The 16,610-nt window shown below is 56.2% G+C and carries 16 protein-coding genes and 1 pseudogene; 6 read left to right on the top strand and 11 right to left on the bottom strand.

Features of this window, described 5'->3' with window-relative positions:
• Nucleotides 1-30: 30 nt before the first annotated feature.
• From ACR0CA_RS08470 to ACR0CA_RS08460, 3 genes are all read left to right on the top strand, one after another.
• On the top strand, nucleotides 31-1,257 hold the full coding sequence (locus ACR0CA_RS08470; protein ID WP_480898302.1) for a HupE/UreJ family protein: 1,227 nt from the start codon (nucleotides 31-33) through the stop codon (nucleotides 1,255-1,257).
• 517 nt (nucleotides 1,258-1,774) lie between these two features.
• Complete coding sequence (locus ACR0CA_RS08465; protein WP_269149831.1) at nucleotides 1,775-1,900, top strand: hypothetical protein; 126 nt, start codon at nucleotides 1,775-1,777, stop codon at nucleotides 1,898-1,900.
• Between the two features lie 27 nt (nucleotides 1,901-1,927).
• The gene (locus ACR0CA_RS08460; RefSeq protein WP_480898299.1) at nucleotides 1,928-2,185 is read left to right on the top strand and encodes a hypothetical protein; all 258 of its coding nucleotides are present in this window, start codon (nucleotides 1,928-1,930) and stop codon (nucleotides 2,183-2,185) included.
• Nucleotides 2,186-2,255: 70 nt separating this feature from the next.
• On the opposite strand, the gene tcuB is transcribed toward ACR0CA_RS08460, so the two are convergent.
• The 3 genes from tcuB to ACR0CA_RS08445 are packed head-to-tail and all read right to left on the bottom strand — an operon-like array spanning nucleotide 2,256 to nucleotide 5,411.
• A complete protein-coding gene (tcuB, locus tag ACR0CA_RS08455; protein WP_480898297.1) occupies nucleotides 2,256-3,335 on the bottom strand; it encodes a tricarballylate utilization 4Fe-4S protein TcuB in 1,080 nt (359 codons plus the stop codon).
• Complete coding sequence (gene tcuA / locus ACR0CA_RS08450; protein ID WP_480898294.1) at nucleotides 3,325-4,719, bottom strand: FAD-dependent tricarballylate dehydrogenase TcuA; 1,395 nt, start codon at nucleotides 4,717-4,719, stop codon at nucleotides 3,325-3,327. The genes tcuB and tcuA overlap by 11 nt, the downstream gene beginning before the upstream one ends.
• An 11-nt stretch (nucleotides 4,720-4,730) precedes the next feature.
• Nucleotides 4,731-5,411, bottom strand: a complete 681-nt coding sequence (locus tag ACR0CA_RS08445) for a GntR family transcriptional regulator (protein ID WP_170356258.1) — start codon at nucleotides 5,409-5,411, stop codon at nucleotides 4,731-4,733.
• 123 nt (nucleotides 5,412-5,534) lie between these two features.
• On the opposite strand from ACR0CA_RS08445, the gene ACR0CA_RS08440 reads away from it, so the two are divergent.
• Complete coding sequence (locus ACR0CA_RS08440; RefSeq protein WP_480898291.1) at nucleotides 5,535-6,554, top strand: AbrB family transcriptional regulator; 1,020 nt, start codon at nucleotides 5,535-5,537, stop codon at nucleotides 6,552-6,554.
• On the opposite strand, the gene ACR0CA_RS08435 is transcribed toward ACR0CA_RS08440, so the two are convergent.
• From ACR0CA_RS08435 to ACR0CA_RS08415, 5 genes are all read right to left on the bottom strand, one after another.
• On the bottom strand, nucleotides 6,523-7,503 hold the full coding sequence (locus ACR0CA_RS08435; RefSeq protein ID WP_480898290.1) for a D-2-hydroxyacid dehydrogenase family protein: 981 nt from the start codon (nucleotides 7,501-7,503) through the stop codon (nucleotides 6,523-6,525). The genes ACR0CA_RS08440 and ACR0CA_RS08435 overlap by 32 nt on opposite strands.
• A 14-nt stretch (nucleotides 7,504-7,517) precedes the next feature.
• Nucleotides 7,518-7,736, bottom strand: a complete 219-nt coding sequence (locus tag ACR0CA_RS08430) for a hypothetical protein (protein ID WP_170775669.1) — start codon at nucleotides 7,734-7,736, stop codon at nucleotides 7,518-7,520.
• A 51-nt stretch (nucleotides 7,737-7,787) separates the two neighbouring features.
• On the bottom strand, nucleotides 7,788-8,876 hold the full coding sequence (locus ACR0CA_RS08425) for a 4-oxalomesaconate tautomerase (RefSeq protein WP_480898286.1): 1,089 nt from the start codon (nucleotides 8,874-8,876) through the stop codon (nucleotides 7,788-7,790).
• A gap of 88 nt (nucleotides 8,877-8,964) precedes the next feature.
• The gene (locus ACR0CA_RS08420; protein WP_480878380.1) at nucleotides 8,965-10,995 is read right to left on the bottom strand and encodes a tripartite tricarboxylate transporter permease; all 2,031 of its coding nucleotides are present in this window, start codon (nucleotides 10,993-10,995) and stop codon (nucleotides 8,965-8,967) included.
• Between the two features lie 79 nt (nucleotides 10,996-11,074).
• Nucleotides 11,075-12,163, bottom strand: coding sequence for a tricarboxylate transporter (locus ACR0CA_RS08415; RefSeq protein WP_480898284.1), 1,089 nt, complete (start codon nucleotides 12,161-12,163; stop codon nucleotides 11,075-11,077).
• A gap of 139 nt (nucleotides 12,164-12,302) precedes the next feature.
• Here ACR0CA_RS08415 and ACR0CA_RS08410 point away from each other — a divergent pair, with 139 nt between their 5' ends.
• Together ACR0CA_RS08410 and ACR0CA_RS08405 are read left to right on the top strand one after the other, a co-directional pair.
• A complete protein-coding gene (locus tag ACR0CA_RS08410) occupies nucleotides 12,303-12,971 on the top strand; it encodes a response regulator transcription factor (protein ID WP_170775675.1) in 669 nt (222 codons plus the stop codon).
• A complete protein-coding gene (locus tag ACR0CA_RS08405) occupies nucleotides 12,968-14,350 on the top strand; it encodes a sensor histidine kinase (protein ID WP_331252153.1) in 1,383 nt (460 codons plus the stop codon). The genes ACR0CA_RS08410 and ACR0CA_RS08405 overlap by 4 nt, the downstream gene beginning before the upstream one ends.
• A gap of 351 nt (nucleotides 14,351-14,701) precedes the next feature.
• Here ACR0CA_RS08405 and ACR0CA_RS08400 read toward each other — a convergent pair whose 3' ends face one another.
• The 3 genes and pseudogenes from ACR0CA_RS08400 to ACR0CA_RS08390 all read right to left on the bottom strand — a co-directional run.
• A complete protein-coding gene (locus tag ACR0CA_RS08400) occupies nucleotides 14,702-14,971 on the bottom strand; it encodes a hypothetical protein (RefSeq protein ID WP_480898281.1) in 270 nt (89 codons plus the stop codon).
• A 246-nt stretch (nucleotides 14,972-15,217) separates the two neighbouring features.
• Nucleotides 15,218-16,507 (bottom strand): L-fuconate dehydratase, encoded by a 1,290-nt coding sequence (locus tag ACR0CA_RS08395; protein ID WP_480898278.1) that lies wholly within the window; start codon nucleotides 16,505-16,507, stop codon nucleotides 15,218-15,220.
• A pseudogene (locus ACR0CA_RS08390) lies at nucleotides 16,504-16,610 on the bottom strand (2-hydroxyhepta-2,4-diene-1,7-dioate isomerase); the annotation flags it as partial. The pseudogene ACR0CA_RS08390 and the gene ACR0CA_RS08395, both read right to left, overlap by 4 nt.

The following is a 16,610-nucleotide window of genomic DNA, read 5'->3' as shown; positions in this document are numbered from 1 at the left end:
GTTGTGGTAAGGTTGTTTTTTGCCACGTTCTTGTCTGCAACGATCCTTTTGTGCGCGGGCAGAGCAGAAGCGCATTTCAATCTAAACCAGAATGTTCGCATTCACCATGTGTCCCACTCGGAAGATGGCCTTGATGTCTATTTACGCCTTCCGATGCCTTATTTGGTTGCGGAACTCGTCGGTACCGAGGGCCCGGACGGTTTGCCCAAACCAGCTCCATACACATACAATCAGATCGAAGATGGCGTGCTCATGCACTACTTGGATCAGGCCGCGTTGCACAAAGATCCAACCGGCTTGGCTCGTATTGCTGAAAACGGCCTTGTGCTGTCTATCGACGGTCATCGACAAACCCCCGAAATCGTCTCGATAAGACTCCATCCTTTGGGGCAGGAACCTGGATTTGCTACGCTCAATGAGGCACGCTCGGCACTTGCGCCTAGGGACGTTTTTCCAATCAATGAGGAGATTTATGTTGGCGAGGTGATGGTTGACGTGCACCTGCGCTTTGTTACGGGAGAGGTAGGAGCATACAGTTTGTCCTATACGTCATATCCGGGGCTTCCTGGACAAGATGACACGGCGAACCTGATCCTCGACTATAACGGGCAGGATGTTCGAACATATCGTGCGCGGGGTTTGATGCATACCCCGGTCGAAATTTCCGGATCGGCGACCGCAGCCGTTTCGACCTTTTTTGCTGAGGGAATTCGGCACATTTTGGAAGGTCCCGATCATGTTCTGTTTGTGCTTTGCATGATCATCGGTGCGCTAAACTTGCACAGCCTTCTTGCCCGCGTCACAGGCTTTACCTTGGGCCACACGGTGACACTGATTTTGGGTTTTTTTGGTTTCGCGCCGAGCGGAGCATGGTTCATCCCAACCGTCGAATTGGCAATAGCGCTTTCGATAATCTACGCAGCTGCAATGGCGGTTTGGCCACCTGAGAAAGGACATGGCGACCTGAAGGCCTTTGCCATCACGTCCGGGATTGGTTTGCTGCACGGGTTCGGCTTCTCCTTCATGTTGCACCAAATTCTACGTGTCGATGCACCAAACGTTTGGCACAGCTTGCTAGCTTTCAACGTTGGAGTAGAGGTTGGACAAATCATAATCGTTTTATTGGTCTGGCCGTTGGTTTTGTTGCTGCGCAAACAACCAGGGCGTATCTGGGTTGGTTCTCGCACTGTTGTTGCTGCGTGCGCAAGTCTGGTCGCAATGGTTTGGGTAGTGCAACGGGCAGAGTTTTTTCTCTGACCACTAGTATGAGTATGTTGTGCGGCTTTGAACAGTATGCGGACCTTCACTTAGATTTGTTGAACGTCAACTTCGTTCGCAAAGTGGCCGCTCACGAAGTTTCGACGAACGATCGCCCTGAGCCCCCAGCCGACTTGCCAATTTCTCGCTGAGCGCGTTCGCAGCACGAAAATCGCTGCAAGTGCGCTGTCTTCGGTACTGCAACGCGACGAAGATATCCGCCGTTCGTGGGCGGTGCTGAGAAATTTGGAGGCCAAAGATCAAGTTGCGGGACACATTAGACTTTCGCGACTGCACAAGGCGTGACTGCTTAGCGCCTGTCTTCGACCTTGGCGTTAGGATATCTAAATTCCCCCAGCCCTAATTTAGCTTATGCTTCCCATGGAGGCTTCCTGAGTGCCAGATCATAGCTTCCCTCGATCAAGTCGAACTGCACATCCGCTTTGTCGTAAACACTCTTGCACCGTACCTGCTGACCGATTTGCTGCAGCCGATTATTCCGGCAAACAGGCGTGTCGTGAACCTCTCATCTGCCGCACAAGCCCCGGTGAACATCAGGGTCATGCAGGGCAATGTGCCGCTGGCGGACATGGAAGTCTATTCTCAGAGCAAGCTGGCGATCACCATCTGGACCCGGGAATGAGCCAAATCCCAAGCTGATGCGCCTGTGATGGTCGCGGTAAATCCCGGATCACTTTTGGCCTCGAAAATGGTGCAAGAAGGCTTTGGCGTTGCCGGGAATGACATGAACATCGGTGCGGATATCCTGATCGAGGCCGCCCTGGGCGCGCGGTTTGCTGACCCATCAGGGGCCTATTTCGACAATGACAGTGGCGCTTTCGTAAACCCGCATGCCGCAGCACTGGACATAGATCACGTTGCCGACGTCATGAGCACCATCAGAGAATTGATCGCCCAAACGGGTTGAGCCAACCTGCGATCGCATCGAAATGCGCTTCAATTGCGACTTCTTTTTCTCCTTTAGCGCTAGAAATTTACTAGCAAACACCTGACAACTCTCTCTTCCGCTGCGCGTCTCTGACCAAAGCCGCGAGCCGATAGAAGCCATGAGCCATCTTAGTGTAGGGCGTCAGCAGGAAGAATGTCAGAACCGATCCAAGGTGGATGGCAAGCAGCGCGGGCATCAGAGTAGTCGAACCAAGGGCGTAGAGGACCAGCCCGCTGAGGCTGACAAAACCGAGTAACAGGATAAAACCGACGTCCCCACCCCATGCAGACGGGTCGCCAAGCTCGCGATCCGACTTTTGCTTAAGCAGAGCCATCGCTCCACAACCCACTGTCAGCAACACACCGCCCGAAATCCCGAACAGTTTTGGCAACGACCAAAACCCGTAGGGCGCGTGCAACCCTAACCCGTAGTGCATAATCGTTGCCACCGAGGTCGACGCAAAGCACAGCAGGAAGCCGTACATGATGGCTTGGTGAATGTGGCGTCGGGCCTGACTGAACCGGTCTTCGTCCTCGAAATTGCAACCCTCGCCGTGGCCTGCGGTCAAGTCCTGCATCTTGCCGGCGCGTTTGAACGCAGCTATCAGATCAGACATTTGGATAGGTTTGCCACCAACCTCCGTCCAATAGCGCCTCAGGCTGATAGCCAAGCTAAAGAGTGGCAAAAGGAATGCGGGCGCAAAGATTGCGACCATCGCATTGTGGGACAGGACGGTATAGAACCCCTCTCCTCCGCTTGATCCGATGGCACGAATTGCCCAGAACAACAGGGCAAATCCGATCACAAGCGCCAAGGCTATGGCCCCGCCGTGTGTGTGAAACCGGCGCGCCAGAGGCTGCGGCCAAGCGAAGCTTTCCCAGCTGTCCCGCCGCACTTCGGCCAGAGCTTTCGGCAGGTTCAGGTCAAACTCGTGCGGAGCTGTGTACTGACAGGCGTAGTAGCACCCCCTGCAGTTGTGGCACAGGTTGGCCAGTTGCGTGATGTCCCCATCCGAGAACGCGCGTTCCGCGTGCAGCGACGGGAAGACCGAACAATAACCCTCGCAGTAGCGACAGGCGTTGCAGATCTCTGCCTGACGGCGGGCTTCTTGAATAAGATCAGTTTGCATAGGCTGCAGCCTCACGTCCTGCGATACGTCCAAAAACGGTTCCGATGGTCATGCCGAAGCCGGCCAGATACCCCTGCCCCAGGATCGAACCCGCCATCGTCTCGCCCGCGGCCCATAGGTTTTTGATCTTGCCGCTGGGAGTCGAACACTGAGCCGTATCGTCGACCTTCAGGCCCAGATAGGTGAAGGTCACACCGGTGCGCAGCGAGTAGCCATAAAATGGAGGCTCGATGATCGGACGAGCCCAGTTGGTCTTGGGTGGCGTCAGACCCGAGGTTGTGACCCCGTCCAACTCAGTTGGGTGAAATCCACTGGTGTCGCGGCATGCATCGTTGAATTCAGCAACGGTCGCCTTCAGCTTGTCGGCGGGCAGATCCATCATTCCAGCCAGCTCTTCCAAGGTGTCCGCCTTTAGCGGAGGGAACACCGAGGGCATGAACAGGTTCAGCGACTTCGCATCGATGATCACATAGCCTACCTGATCCGGTTGCGCGGCAACCAGACGCCCCCAAATCGCATAGCGTTTGGGCCAGACGTCTTCGCCCTCGTCATAGAACCGCTCGGCATTCTTGTTCACGACGATTGAAAACGGCACGCAGTCTAAACGGGTGACGATGCCGCCGTCGAACTTCGGCGCCCGCCCGTCAATGGCGACGGCGTGGCATTGGGTTGGATCGCCGACGCTCTCGACGCCTTGATCCAACAGATCAGCCAGCACAACCCCCCGGTTATAGGGCGTCCCCCGGATCAGGAAGTTCTTTGCTGGCTCGCCCCATGCACGGGTGAGCCAATCCGTGTCGCCCTGAAACCCGCCCGAGGCAACGATGACTGCCTTGGGCGTGATGCGATGAGATTGGCCTTCATAGGTGTAGTCGACCCATTCAATCTGGTCGCCGTTCAGCTCAAGATGCGTCACGGCAGCTTCGTAAAGAACATCCACGCCCAAAGCTGCCGCTGTGCGGTAGTAGGCGTTCACCAGAGACTTCCCGCCCCCCATAAAAAACGCGTTGGTCCGCGCCAGCGACAATGTCCCGGACAGAGAGGGTTGGAACCGCACGCCGTGTTCTTCCATCCACGGCAGGCATTCCTCGGAGGTTCGGATCGCGAGGCGAGCAAGATGTTCGTCGGTTTTGCCGCCAGTGACCTTGAGCAGATCTTCAAGATACTCATCTTCACTATATTCTTCGATTAGAGGGCCCAGAGGAGCACCATGCATACAACGAAAATTGCGCGTATGGCGTGAGTTCCCCCCACGATAGGGTTTTGGTGCCGTTTCGAGGATCAGAACACGGGCGCCTGCCTCGGCAGCAGTCATCGCCGCGCAAAGGGCAGCATTCCCACCGCCGATCACAGCGATATCATAAGCTTCCTTTTGGGTGGCCATATCCTGTCTACCTATTGATTTTCGTCGGTTGTCCGGTCGCGTTCTTGCAACGCCCGAATACGCATCCGTTGTGCGGCCTGAATATGCGCGCGCATTTCTGTTTCAGCCGCTGCACCATCGCGGGCCTTTAAGGCAGCCATGACGCGCTTATGCTCTGCCACTGCTGTCTCGGCCCGATCACCGTCCAGCAATTGCGATGGCCCAAGGATCAACAGCGCTTTTTGCAAAGACAACATAGACTTGGCAAGAAACCGATTCTTTGCCGCATCCAAAAGTGTGGCGTGAAAAATCCGGTTGATCCGAGCCGCCTCCGAGCCGGTGCCTGCCTCGGCCAAGCGATCGTTCAAAACGCCCAACTCGTCCAATTCGACATCCGACGCAGCACGCGCTGCTAAACGGGCCGCAGTTCCCTCGAGCACCGCGCGCATCTCATAGAGTTCCATTACTTCGGCGTAATCGAGGCTGCGTACGGTTGCGCCCTGCCGGGGCACATGAGTGACTAGCCCGTCGGCCTCCAACTGACGGATAGCCTCCCGCACCGGTGTGCGGCTGACCCCTAATCGTTCTGACAGCTCAATCTCACGCAAGCGTTCGCCAGGTAGCAGTGTGCCCTCGCGAATCTCATCCAGCAGGCGTTGATACGCTGAATTGCCTTGCGGACCAGGCTGTAAAGGGTCGTCTTGAATGGTCATCGAACGCTCACTTGTCTTCTTGCGTCCAGTTGTATACATTTGGATACACACCGAGTCAATATTGTCGGAAACCGCGCTTTGCCCACCCAAAACAAAACACCTTCTCTCCTGACAAAGCGGGCCGTGACACTGGCCCTTGCACTACTGGGCACCGGAGTATTTTGGGCGTTGAATCTGCCGCTGCCCTTTCTGTTCGGCCCAATGAGCGCGTGTCTCATAGCCGCCCTGGCGCATGCCCCAATGGAAGGTTTTGGTCAGGTCTCGGTTGCAGCGCGCACCATACTCGGCGTTGCAGTTGGGGCTTCGATAACCCCTGCGCTGTTTGTTGAATTGCCAAAGATGGTAGCGTCTATCGCACTGGTCCCGTTATTCATCCTGCTGATCGCGTTGGTCGGAGTGCCTTTCTTTCGCAAGTTCTGGGGGTTTGACTCCACGACCGCGTTTTACGCTGCCATGCCAGGCGGATTGCAGGACATGATCATCTTTGGCGCCGAAGCAGGCGCCAACCCGCGAACACTTTCCCTGATCCACGGAACGCGCGTGCTGATCATTGTAACGCTGGCCCCCCTGTTGCTGACAGTGTTCTACGATGCCCAGCTCACCAACCCAATCGGAGAGCCCGCGCGCGACCTGCCGATGCATGAGTTGGCACTGATGGTACTGGCGGCAGTTATAGGCTGGAAAGGCGGTGAGCGGATCGGCCTGTTCGGGGCATCTATTCTCGGCCCAATGATCCTGACAGCAGCCCTATCACTGGGGGATTTCATTCATACCCGACCACCGCGCGAGGCCATCCTTGCAGCGCAATTCTTTATTGGCTGTGGGATAGGCGTGAAGTTCGTGGGCGTCACTTGGGTCGAACTCCGCCGGGTGGTTGCAGCGGGCGTCGCCTATGTCATCGTCCTTGCGATCCTCGCAGCCGCTTTCACTGGCGTTGTCACCACGCTGGGCTTCGGTCAACCGGTCGAGGCCTTCTTGGCCTTTGCCCCCGGCGGACAGGCCGAGATGACAGTGCTGGCCATCGTTTCGGGTGCGGATCTGGGCTTTGTGATCACCCACCATCTGACAAGGATCGTGCTGGTTATCATCGGCGCGCCCATAGCGGCCAATCTTATCCTGCGCTGGTCCAAACCTCGGGGTTGATCATGTGAATAGGGGCACCTTCAGCATAGGCGTTCACCTGATCGAAAATATCTGCGAATTGCAGGTCGAATTCGTCCTCAGTCACAAAACCTATATGCGGCGTCGCAATCAGGTTCGGGTGCGATAGCAAAGGGTCATTCGGGTCGGTGAGCGGCTCGGTATCGAAGACATCGATTGCGGCCTTCCCCGGGCGACCGGCGTTCAGCGCATCCAACAAAGCACCCGGAGCGATCAGCCCGGCCCGGGAGGTGTTCACAAACATCGCGCCCGGTTGCATCTGCAAAAAATCTGATGCTGTGATGATACCGTTCGTGTCGGGCTTCAGGCGGACGTGGACTGAGACAACATCGCTGTTGGCAAAGAACGCTTCGCGGCTTGTGGCAATCTGCACGCCGTCGGCCAGCGCGCGTGCCCGGCCTTCATCCGAAGACCACCAGACAACATTCATCCCGAATGCCTCGGCATAGCCAGCAACAGCGCGGGCGATACGACCATATCCATACAGCCCCAACTGCCGCCCTCTCAGGGTCTTGCCAACCCCGGCCTGCCAATGCCCCGCTTTGACTGATGCCATCTGCGCAGGCAAGTCGCGCATCCCGGCCATGATTAGTGCCCATGTCAGTTCGGCTGCGGCATATGAGGGCGTCCCGCCATGCATGTTCGAACACAGCAGCACTCCGTGATCCGAGCATGCCTGCACATCGACGTGCGGATACACGCTGCGCTGGCTGATCACTTTCAGGTTTGGAAGATTTTCAATCAGATCGCGGGTTATCTTGGTGCGCTCGCGAAACAAAACCAGCGCCTCAGCCTCCTGCAAGCGTGTGGCCAACTCGCTGGTATCTTCAACATGATCTTTCCAGACTTTCACATTATGGTCGGACAGTTTTCCGAAGCAAGGAAGGCCCTGCAGTGTGTCAAACCAATCATCCAGAATATGAACTTTCATCGACTTCCTATAGCCTACTCGGTGCTCAGTTTTCTTGGCGTCGGCACAAAATTAAGTTTGTCGAGTGCTTCAAGCGCATTGCGAACGCGTTCGCGTTGATCCAGCAGATGGTTGAATTGCTCATCACACCCGGCAATTGGCGTTGGGTATTCCGCGATATCCTTTCGCAAAGCCGACTGCGCCAGCCTGAGTTCCTGACGCGCGATATCAAGGCATTCCGAATAGTCGTCCATCGTGATATCCTCATTATGTATACTATTGTATACCAATTAGAGATTCCCACTTCAACTACCGTTCCACGCGGATTCCGGAACATAAACATGCCCATCCGCCAATTTACGCGCAGTCCTCACCAAACCGGCAGAAATTACGTTGAACTCCCCGTCATTCGAGAAGTCCACCAGAACGTCGATCTTGCCTGAGGCATGCTCCAACACAACTTCTGCCGGGCTTGAATCCGGGCGATCAAGCAACCCGTCGGCGACGGTTCCGGGCGTCAAAGCGCAAGATGCCACGCATTGCGCGCCCGTAACGGCCATTGTCGGATGAGTTTTCCATGGCATGAAATACCGAACCGCAAGGGTTCCACCTTCTCTGGCGGGTGCCATCAGGCCGAATTTCGGAGTAACCGATTTCGATACGTCCCCCATACCCATCCGTTCCCCGGCTTCGATCCGCACGGCCTCCATCCGATCAAAGAAAGCACGGTTGGCATCCAGCTCTTCGGCGCTTTCATATCCTGTCAGTCCGAAATCGGCCGCCCGGGCTATCACCATCGGCATAGCGACATCCATGCACGTCAGCTCGATCCCCTGCACTGTGTCGCGCAAATTTCCAGTGGGCAGAAATGCACCTGTTGCCGAACCCACAACGCCCATGAAACTCAGTTGTACCGGTGCAGAATGACCGGGAACTCCGGCGATTTCCGCATCGCCCTCGTAGACCAACTCACCGCCCGGGGTTTGCACTTTGGCAACGACACGGGCGCCTGTATTAACTGCGCGAATGCGAATCTCGGTCACGTCGCCGGTGGGCTGAAACAAACCCATTTCGATCGCAGCTGGACCGACTCCTGAGAGGATGTTTCCGCAAGTAGGTTTAAAATCAACCAGCTTCTCATCAACAGAAACCTGCGCGAAGAAATAGTCGATATCCGCCCAGTCGTCTTCGCTGACGGATAACATCGCCACTTTGGTCGTCACTGCGTTTCCACCACCGATCCCATCGATATTGAGTGCTTGTCCAGCCCCGAGGGCAGCGACAAGAACATCGGCCAAAGTGTCCAAATTTTCGGGCAGATCAGAGCGCCGAAAATATGGCCCTCGGGACGTGCCACCGCGCATGAAAACATATGGGATTGCTGTCTGGGTCATTGCGAACCCTCCTTTACAAACCGTTAAAATTTCTGATTTCAGCCCCGCCTGGCCCGCCAAATTGGCAGGCCGGGCAGCCGTGGAGTGCCTACTTGAGCGGCCATGGCAGGTTCACCATGTCTTGTAGTAGACCCGGCGGGAAATCGCGGTTCAGAGCACCGGCCATGAAGCACATGAAACCAATGCCGCAGGCCGTCAGGAGCAGCGTCATCTGCCAGCTGGACCCGGCGCGAATGCGGAAGAATGCGATCAGAAACCCGATCAGGGCGAGGATGAATCCTACAACCCATGTGGCCGCGATCAGACCTGCAAACCATGCGAGGGTCGACCAAAGTCCATGCGGCGCGCTCGCATCCTCACCGGCGAGTTCTTTGTCAGCAAAGATCGCATCGCCCTCGGGACGCCGCATCATTTGGATCAACAGGATGACGCAGCAAAACAGCGACACGCTGCCGATCACCAGCGGGATGATCTTGTCGGTCATGTTGTAGTCAGGGATCATGTTGGCATTGATCAACGCCACGATCAGGTAAGCCATGATCACCAGCAGGAAGATCAGCGGCGCGCGCTTGCTGCCGGATTTGACCTCACCTTCGGCCATGATCATCTTGGCTTGACGAATGCCCAGAATAACCGAAACCACGGTGACCACGATCAGTACGATAACGATCGGGCTGAAGACATACTCCATCCCCTCACCAAAGCTTTTGCGGAAGCGGAAAGAGGCTATCTGGAACGCCTGGTTGGTGAACTTCTCAACCGGGTTGGACAACACGAACCCAATCAGAAAGGCCGGGCGCGACCAGTCGAAACGGCGCAGGAAAATGCCGATCAGACCGATGACGAACAGAGCCAGCAGGTCTTCGAAATTCTGACCGGACTGGAATGCCGCGAAGCTGATCAGCATGAACAGAAACGGCGCAAGATAAGTGAAGCGAATTGTTGTCAGTTTGGCGATCCCGCCCGAAGCCGCGATACACAGGATGGTGCCCACCACGTTGGCAAGAGCCAGCAACCAGACAATCGAATAAGTGATGTCGAGATTATCCTTGAGCATGCTAGGCCCGACCTCGATATCGCCAGATCCCAACAGTGCGACAGCGCCGATAAAGATCGCCATTGAACCCGAGCCAGGGATACCAAACAGCAGCGTTGGAACCAGCCCCCCGCCCTCCTTGGCGTTGTTCGAGCTTTCCGGCCCGATGACGCCTCGCACTTCGCCCTTTCCGAAGTTGCTTTTGTCTTTTGTCGATTGAACCGAATGGCCATAAGCGATCCAGTCAACAACCGAGCCTCCGAGGCCGGGAATAACACCAACGACCACGCCAATGATCGAACAGCGGACCGACAGCCAAATGTTCGCGGCCCAGTCTTTGACGCCATCCAGCCAACCGGCCCCTAGCGAAGCGCCCTTGGCAATGGATCGGTCTTGTCGTAGCAGCGAGACGATTTCAGGCACCGCAAAGATACCCAAGCCAACGATGACCAACTTCAGACCATCGGTCAGGTAAGGAATGTCATACGTCGCCATACGCAGCGAACCGCCTGCGTCCGCCTCACCAATCGTACCGACCATCAGGCCCAACCCTGCGGCGGCGACACCCTTCAGCGGAACACGCCCGGCGAGGATAGCGACCATCGACAAGCCAAGAATGGTGATCATCAGCATCTCGGGCAGACCGAATGCCAGAACGATGGGCCGCGCGATCAGGATAAACATGGTCAGAAATGTTGCGCCGACCAAACCGCCAAACAGCGATGACGCAAAGGCCGCTGACAATGCCCGCGCGGCCTCGCCCTTTTTCGCCATCGGGAAACCGTCCAACACTGTCGCCTGTGAGGCGGAACTGCCGGGGATGCCCATAAGAACCGAGGCAAAGGTGTCAGAGGTCGGAACAACGGCGACCATCCCGATCATCAGCGCCAACCCAAGAATAGGGTCCATGCCGAACATGAAAGGAAGCAATAGGGACAGACCAGCAATACCGCCAAGCCCCGGGAAAACACCTACTGCCAGTCCCATAACGACACCGAGAACAAGGTACCCCAGAACAATTGGTTGCAGGATCAGTCCCCACGCATCACTGAGCGCAGGAAGAGCGGTGGCGAAAACCTCCATAGCGGCCGCCTTTCATAAATTGTCTTGTGTTTGGAAAAGCGCGCGCCCGACATTGGGGCACGCGCAGTGGTGTTTGGGCTTAGTTCAGCTCGACACCATAGGCTTCTTTGAGCCAGTTCAGGACATAGGCCTTGGCGTTGTCTTCGACGTTTGTCGCAGTTTGCAGCGCCGACTTGGAGCCGTCACCAACAAACACAGGATATTTGCCCACGCGCTTCGAGGAGATGTCGGCAAAGTCGCCTCGCTCGGTCACAGCTTGGAACGCTGCGGTGTAGGCGTCGACCACTTCCTGAGGCGTGTCACCCGGCAGGAAGGCCAGCTTCTGAACCGGGAAACCGGCCACAAAGAACGCTTTCCACGCATCCCATGCCTCACCGCTGGTTTCACAGCCATCGGTCGCTTCGCATACTTCTTTGAATGTCGGGATGTCCGGGAAGGTCGGGTCGCGCACGATGTTGCCGTCCGCATCCAGAGCACCCCAAGTCATCATCGGCACAGCCTGACCGGATTCAACCAGAGGTGCCGATCCACCCAGATAGCCGGACGAGGTCTGATAATCGATGTTGGCTTCACCTCGCTCGAACATCAGGCGACCATCGCCACGGCCTTTGATGCCAAAAACAGGCTCAACATTCATGCCCAGCATTTGCCACGCCAGCAGCGGTACAAGATCAAGGCGTGTCGCGCCCTGCGAACCGTAAATAAAGTTTGTGTCTTTCAGCGCGTTCGCAGAGCCATCAAACTTTGCTCCGTCTTCGGCGTTCAGATAGGCAACACCACCGGTTCCTGACGCCATAACCGGGATCCAATCGTTGTACTCGTAGCGCACGCGAGGATCGCTCAGCAGATATGGGAATTGAGTTGAACCAGAGGTGCCAAACAGCAGCGTCCCGTCGTCATGGCTCTGCTCCTGAAACCAGTTTGCGCCTTTGGTCGAACCAGCGCCCGGCATGAATTTCACGACAACTGTCGGTTGACCCGGTAGAGCTTCCGACAGAAGCGGCGCAAAGAAGTTGGCCCATTTGGCAGACCCGCCCGTTTCCGAGAACGGGATGACCCATTCAACTGTCTTACCCGAGAAGTCGACCTCGGCAGCAGCAGGTGCGGCGATACCGGTGGCGGCGATCAGCCCAACGACGGCGCGACGAGTGAAGTTGGAAATGGTCATTGGTTCCTCCCTGTTGACCAGACAACCACGCTAGCGCCCTCTGCGCCACCGTGATCGCAAATAGAACTGTGGGGTTGATTCCCCCTCCCATCTGGCAATCATGGAGCGCCAACCTTGCGCGAAACTTGCAGGAGCCCTGATGCGGATCGTCATCGTCGAAGACAACGAGACCCTCGCCAACGCTATTGCCTATCGTCTGCGTGACCGCGGTCATGCGGCAGAAGTGCTTTCGGATGGCGACGAGGCTGACTTGTATCTTGCGCAAGAGGGCGCCGACTTAGTTGTTCTGGATATCAATTTGCCCGGACAGTCAGGGCTAGAGATCCTGAAATCTCTTCGTAATCGTGGTGACAGCGTACCGGTGATCTTGCTGACGGCACGTGCCGAAACAAGCGACCGGGTTTCCGGGTTGGATATGGGTGCAGATGATTATCTGGTTAAGCCATTCGAAATGGACGAGTTGGAAGCACGCATCCGGGCGCTTTCTCGACGCAAAGACCTCGACTACGGAGCAAAAGAGAGCATCGGCGGCCTGGAATTCGACCGCGCTGCACGTCAGGTAAGTGTGCAGGGCAATGTTATGGATATCCCGCGGCGGGAAATAGCTGTGCTTGAATGCCTGTTAGAGCGTAGGGGCAGAATTGTGCCCAAAAGCCAACTTACAGATTATGTCTATGGCGTGGGTGCCGATGTCGAGGCCTCGGCCGTTGAACCTCATGTATCTCGGCTGAGAAAACGTCTTCAGGATCTCGGTATTAGAATAAAGACAGCCCGAGGTCTGGGATATCTGCTTGAGGTGCAGAAGTGATCAATCACGGCTCGCTCAGGTTAAGACTTTTCATTCTTATCCTAACCCCTTTGGTACTAATTGCAGCCTTGCTTGGTCTTTGGCGCTTTATGATTGCACAGAATACGGCGCAGGAATTGTTCGACGACAGCCTGTTATCTGCTGGCCTAGCCATATCGCGAGATGTTGCGATTTCGGGGGGTGATGCGCTGTCACCAACGACGCGCAGCATGATCCGCGACGCGTCGGGCGGAGAGATCTTTTACCACGTAACAGGCCCCGGCGGCATCTATGTGACTGGCTATGCGTACCCTCCGGCCGCCACAAACCCATCTGCTCAAGAGGTGTACAAACCGCAGTTTTTCGAAGCGCTCTACCGCCAAGAACCAGTGCGCGTTCTTAAGATGACGGAACGCGTGACCATAGACAATCTAATCGGAGATGCGACAGTTACAGTTTGGCAACGCATGGCGGATCGCAATGCGTTTGCGAATGAATTGTCTATCCGCGCAGGAATTCTGATGGGCGTTCTGCTGGCCACCCTCGCTATTGTGGTGTGGTTCGGCGTCGCTCGTGGCCTTAGGCCGTTGTTGGATTTGCAGGACGCAATAGACCTGCGTTCACCAGATGACCTCAGTGAGATCAAGCGCGCTGTCCCAGTCGAAGTTCAAGGAGTTGTCAAAACCTTGAACCGGCTTTTTGGACAGGTGGAAAACAGTATCAACGCCCATCAAGTGTTTATTTCCGAAGCTGCACATCAGCTGCGGAACCCAGCGGCCGCCGTGCAGTCGATGGCCGAAGCGCTGCAGGACGCGAAAACGGATGGCGACCGAGAAAAACGCATCTCCGAGCTTGTTGCGGCTGCAAAAAACTCAGCGACGGTGGCGGAACAGCTGTTATCGCTTGAAAGGCTCAGGCAGCCGACGCACGAAAATCAAATGGTTGAAATTGACTTTCGCTCGGTCGTGGAAGAAGCCTGCGCTGAGATGGGAGTTAATATCCTTGCAAAGGGCATCGAGTTTGATGTCACGATGCCTGAGACGGCGGTCACGGTGTTCGGCGACCGTGTCTTTCTGATTGAGGCTCTAAAGAACCTCCTGGATAACGCGGTCAAACATGGTGGCCCAAAGTTGAGCCAAATCTCAGTTGTGCTGCGGTGTGACGGCAAATGCGTCAACCTAACTGTGACCGACGATGGTGCTGGCCTTTCACCAGACCAAAGCGAAGCGGCATTCAATCGGTTTTCTCAGTTGGAGTACTCCGAGGGCAGCGGGTTGGGGTTGTCAATCGTCTCTGCAGTGGCGCGGCGCCACGGAGGAATGGTCGAAATCAACCTAGTCGAAAGAGGAGCGAGCATTACGCTTGAGCTCCCCATAGTCCTGGACCGTTCTTTCGATTGACCGCGTCGGGCTCTAACCAGTCCTTCGCTACACTTGCCCAAACGCGCCCCCAACCCGCCAGCATCAGCGACCCACGTCAGCCCTCTGGAACGACGCGTCAGCGGTCGTTTCAGCACCAGTGGGCTGTTGATCTAGCGGTCTAGGTCGCGCCCGTTAACCACCTCTCTAGCGGTTATAGAGCCCCGAATTCGCCCCAATTTCTCGGGCTTAGCTGAAAAGCTGAGTCTAATCATTGGTCGGCAAGGAATCCTACCACCCCAACCAGTTCATCGGAACATGGAATGACACTCGGCTCTTGGGGTTGAACCTTCCGAGAAATGCCCCGGTTTATGCCACAGTGGTTGCGGGTGTTTAGGGTGCGTCCTCAGAGATCGTTGATACGGAATCGCCCGATATGTTTTTGTATTCAGCCGCCATCTTATTGAACAGATCCAAGTTCACATGGGCTTTCCAGCGACCATAAGGCCGCAGAGTAGACAGGTAACCCGAGATGCTAACCGGGCCTAAAGACTGACCCAGGAACGCAGCTCCGGCAAATGGCGTGTCAACCTGACCCAGCGACAGCGCCTCATTCAGCGCAGCCTCTTCGCTCAATTGCGAGGGCGGGCAGACCTTCAACATGAAACGGTCGATGGTCTTTTCTTACAAAAGCTCGGCGACACGCACAGCCGCTGTAAGATATGGTGTTGAAGCCCCGTGGACACGGCCAAAACGCAGAGTCTTCTTTACCAGACCAGCCTTTTCTCCGAGTGCAAGAACACGGGCGATCCCAAAGGCGGTTTTTTATAAATTTCATCCTTAGGAGCAATTCCTTCGGGTTGCTTGAAGACCTTCGCCGGTCTACCGAACTTGTTCAGACCTTTGCATTTATCCCGCCGCCAGTTCCGCTGAAAAACGGAAATCTTCGATGGTTTCGGGTTTTATTTCGATCGAGAACCCTGGCTTTTCCGGCGCCATATAGGCCCCGTTTCTCACCACACAGGGATCGACGAAGTGCTCGTGCAGGTGATCGACATATTCGATCCGCTTGCTGTCTTTCTCGCCCGAGATCGCGATGTAATCGATCATCGACATATGTTGGACATATTCGCACAGACCCACGCCCCCGGCATGGGGCCAGACGGGCAAGTTGTATTTCGCGGCCATCAGCATGACGGCCAGAACCTCGTTCAATCCTCCCATCCGACAGCTGTCGATCTGAACGATGTCGATCGCGCCTTCTTTGATGAATTGTTTGAACATGATCCGGTTCTGGCACATCTCACCCGTCGCCACTTTGACCGGCGCAACCCCTTCGCGGATTTCCTTGTGGCCAAACACGTCATCGGGGCTGGTGGGTTCTTCGATGAAGTACGGGCTTGCAAAGGACAGGGCCTTGACCCAGTCGATGGCCTGATCCACTTCCCATACCTGATTGGCGTCGATCATGATGTTTATGTCTTCGCCTAGAACCTCGCGGGCGATGGTCAGACGACGGATGTCATCGTCAAGGTCGCGGCCCACCTTGAATTTGGTGTGGGTAAAGCCTGCGTCCTTGGCCTCCTGACACAGGCGGCGCAGCTTGTCGTCGGGATAGCCCAGCCACCCGGCCGAGGTTGTGTAACACGGGTAGCCTTCGGCTTTCAGCTTGGTGATGCGGTCGTCTTTGCCCGGCGCGGCGGCGCGCAGCATGGCCAGCGCTTCGTCCGGGGTGATCGCATCGGTCAGATAGCGAAAGTCGATCAGGCGCACGATATCTTCGGGGGACATGTCACCCACCAATTGCCAGACGGGTTTCCCCGCCTCTTTCGCCCACAAATCCCACGCCGCATTCACCACCGCGCCCGTAGCCAGATGGATCGCACCCTTGTCCGGCCCGATCCAGCGCAACTGGCTGTCTCCGGTGATATAACGCCAGAAGCGGCCCATATCTTCGGTGATCCATTCTAGTTCCAAACCCTTGACCAAAGCGCCAAGCGCTTTGATCGCGGCCACGCAGATCTCATTGCCGCGCCCAATGGTGAACGTGAGGCCGTGGCCCTCATGCGCACCATCGGTTTCCAGCACCACATACGCGGCGGAATAGTCGGGATCGGGGTTCATCGCATCCGATCCGTCCAGACTGTCCGAGGTCGGAAAGCGCAAGTCTTCGGTTCGAATGCCGGTGATGCTGGTCATGCGCTGGCCTTTACATCCTGCCGTTGCACGCCCAGTCCTTCGATCCCCAACTCCATCTTGTCGCCGGGCTTCAGATAGGTTTGCGGGTTCTGTCCCATCCCAA

The organism is Ruegeria sp. F12 (assembly GCF_056533885.1).
The sequence above is the reverse complement of the archived record's forward strand: the minus strand, read 5'-3'. Positions and strand labels throughout refer to the sequence as shown.

Excerpts from the sequence above, each read along its gene's own strand:
- ACR0CA_RS08430 (WP_170775669.1), bottom strand. The coding sequence starts at position 7,736 with ATGGACGACTATTCGGAATGCCTTGATATCGCGCGTCAGGAACTCAGG.
- ACR0CA_RS08425 (WP_480898286.1), bottom strand. The coding sequence starts at position 8,876 with ATGACCCAGACAGCAATCCCATATGTTTTCATGCGCGGTGGCACGTCC.
- ACR0CA_RS08395 (WP_480898278.1), bottom strand. The coding sequence starts at position 16,507 with ATGACCAGCATCACCGGCATTCGAACCGAAGACTTGCGCTTTCCGACC.
- ACR0CA_RS08460 (WP_480898299.1), top strand. The coding sequence starts at position 1,928 with ATGGTCGCGGTAAATCCCGGATCACTTTTGGCCTCGAAAATGGTGCAA.
- tcuB (WP_480898297.1), bottom strand. The coding sequence starts at position 3,335 with ATGCAAACTGATCTTATTCAAGAAGCCCGCCGTCAGGCAGAGATCTGC.
- ACR0CA_RS08400 (WP_480898281.1), bottom strand. The coding sequence starts at position 14,971 with ATGTTGAAGGTCTGCCCGCCCTCGCAATTGAGCGAAGAGGCTGCGCTG.
- ACR0CA_RS08410 (WP_170775675.1), top strand. The coding sequence starts at position 12,303 with ATGCGGATCGTCATCGTCGAAGACAACGAGACCCTCGCCAACGCTATT.
- ACR0CA_RS08435 (WP_480898290.1), bottom strand. The coding sequence starts at position 7,503 with ATGAAAGTTCATATTCTGGATGATTGGTTTGACACACTGCAGGGCCTT.
- ACR0CA_RS08445 (WP_170356258.1), bottom strand. The coding sequence starts at position 5,411 with ATGACCATTCAAGACGACCCTTTACAGCCTGGTCCGCAAGGCAATTCA.
- ACR0CA_RS08420 (WP_480878380.1), bottom strand. The coding sequence starts at position 10,995 with ATGGAGGTTTTCGCCACCGCTCTTCCTGCGCTCAGTGATGCGTGGGGA.
- tcuA (WP_480898294.1), bottom strand. The coding sequence starts at position 4,719 with ATGGCCACCCAAAAGGAAGCTTATGATATCGCTGTGATCGGCGGTGGG.
- ACR0CA_RS08415 (WP_480898284.1), bottom strand. The coding sequence starts at position 12,163 with ATGACCATTTCCAACTTCACTCGTCGCGCCGTCGTTGGGCTGATCGCC.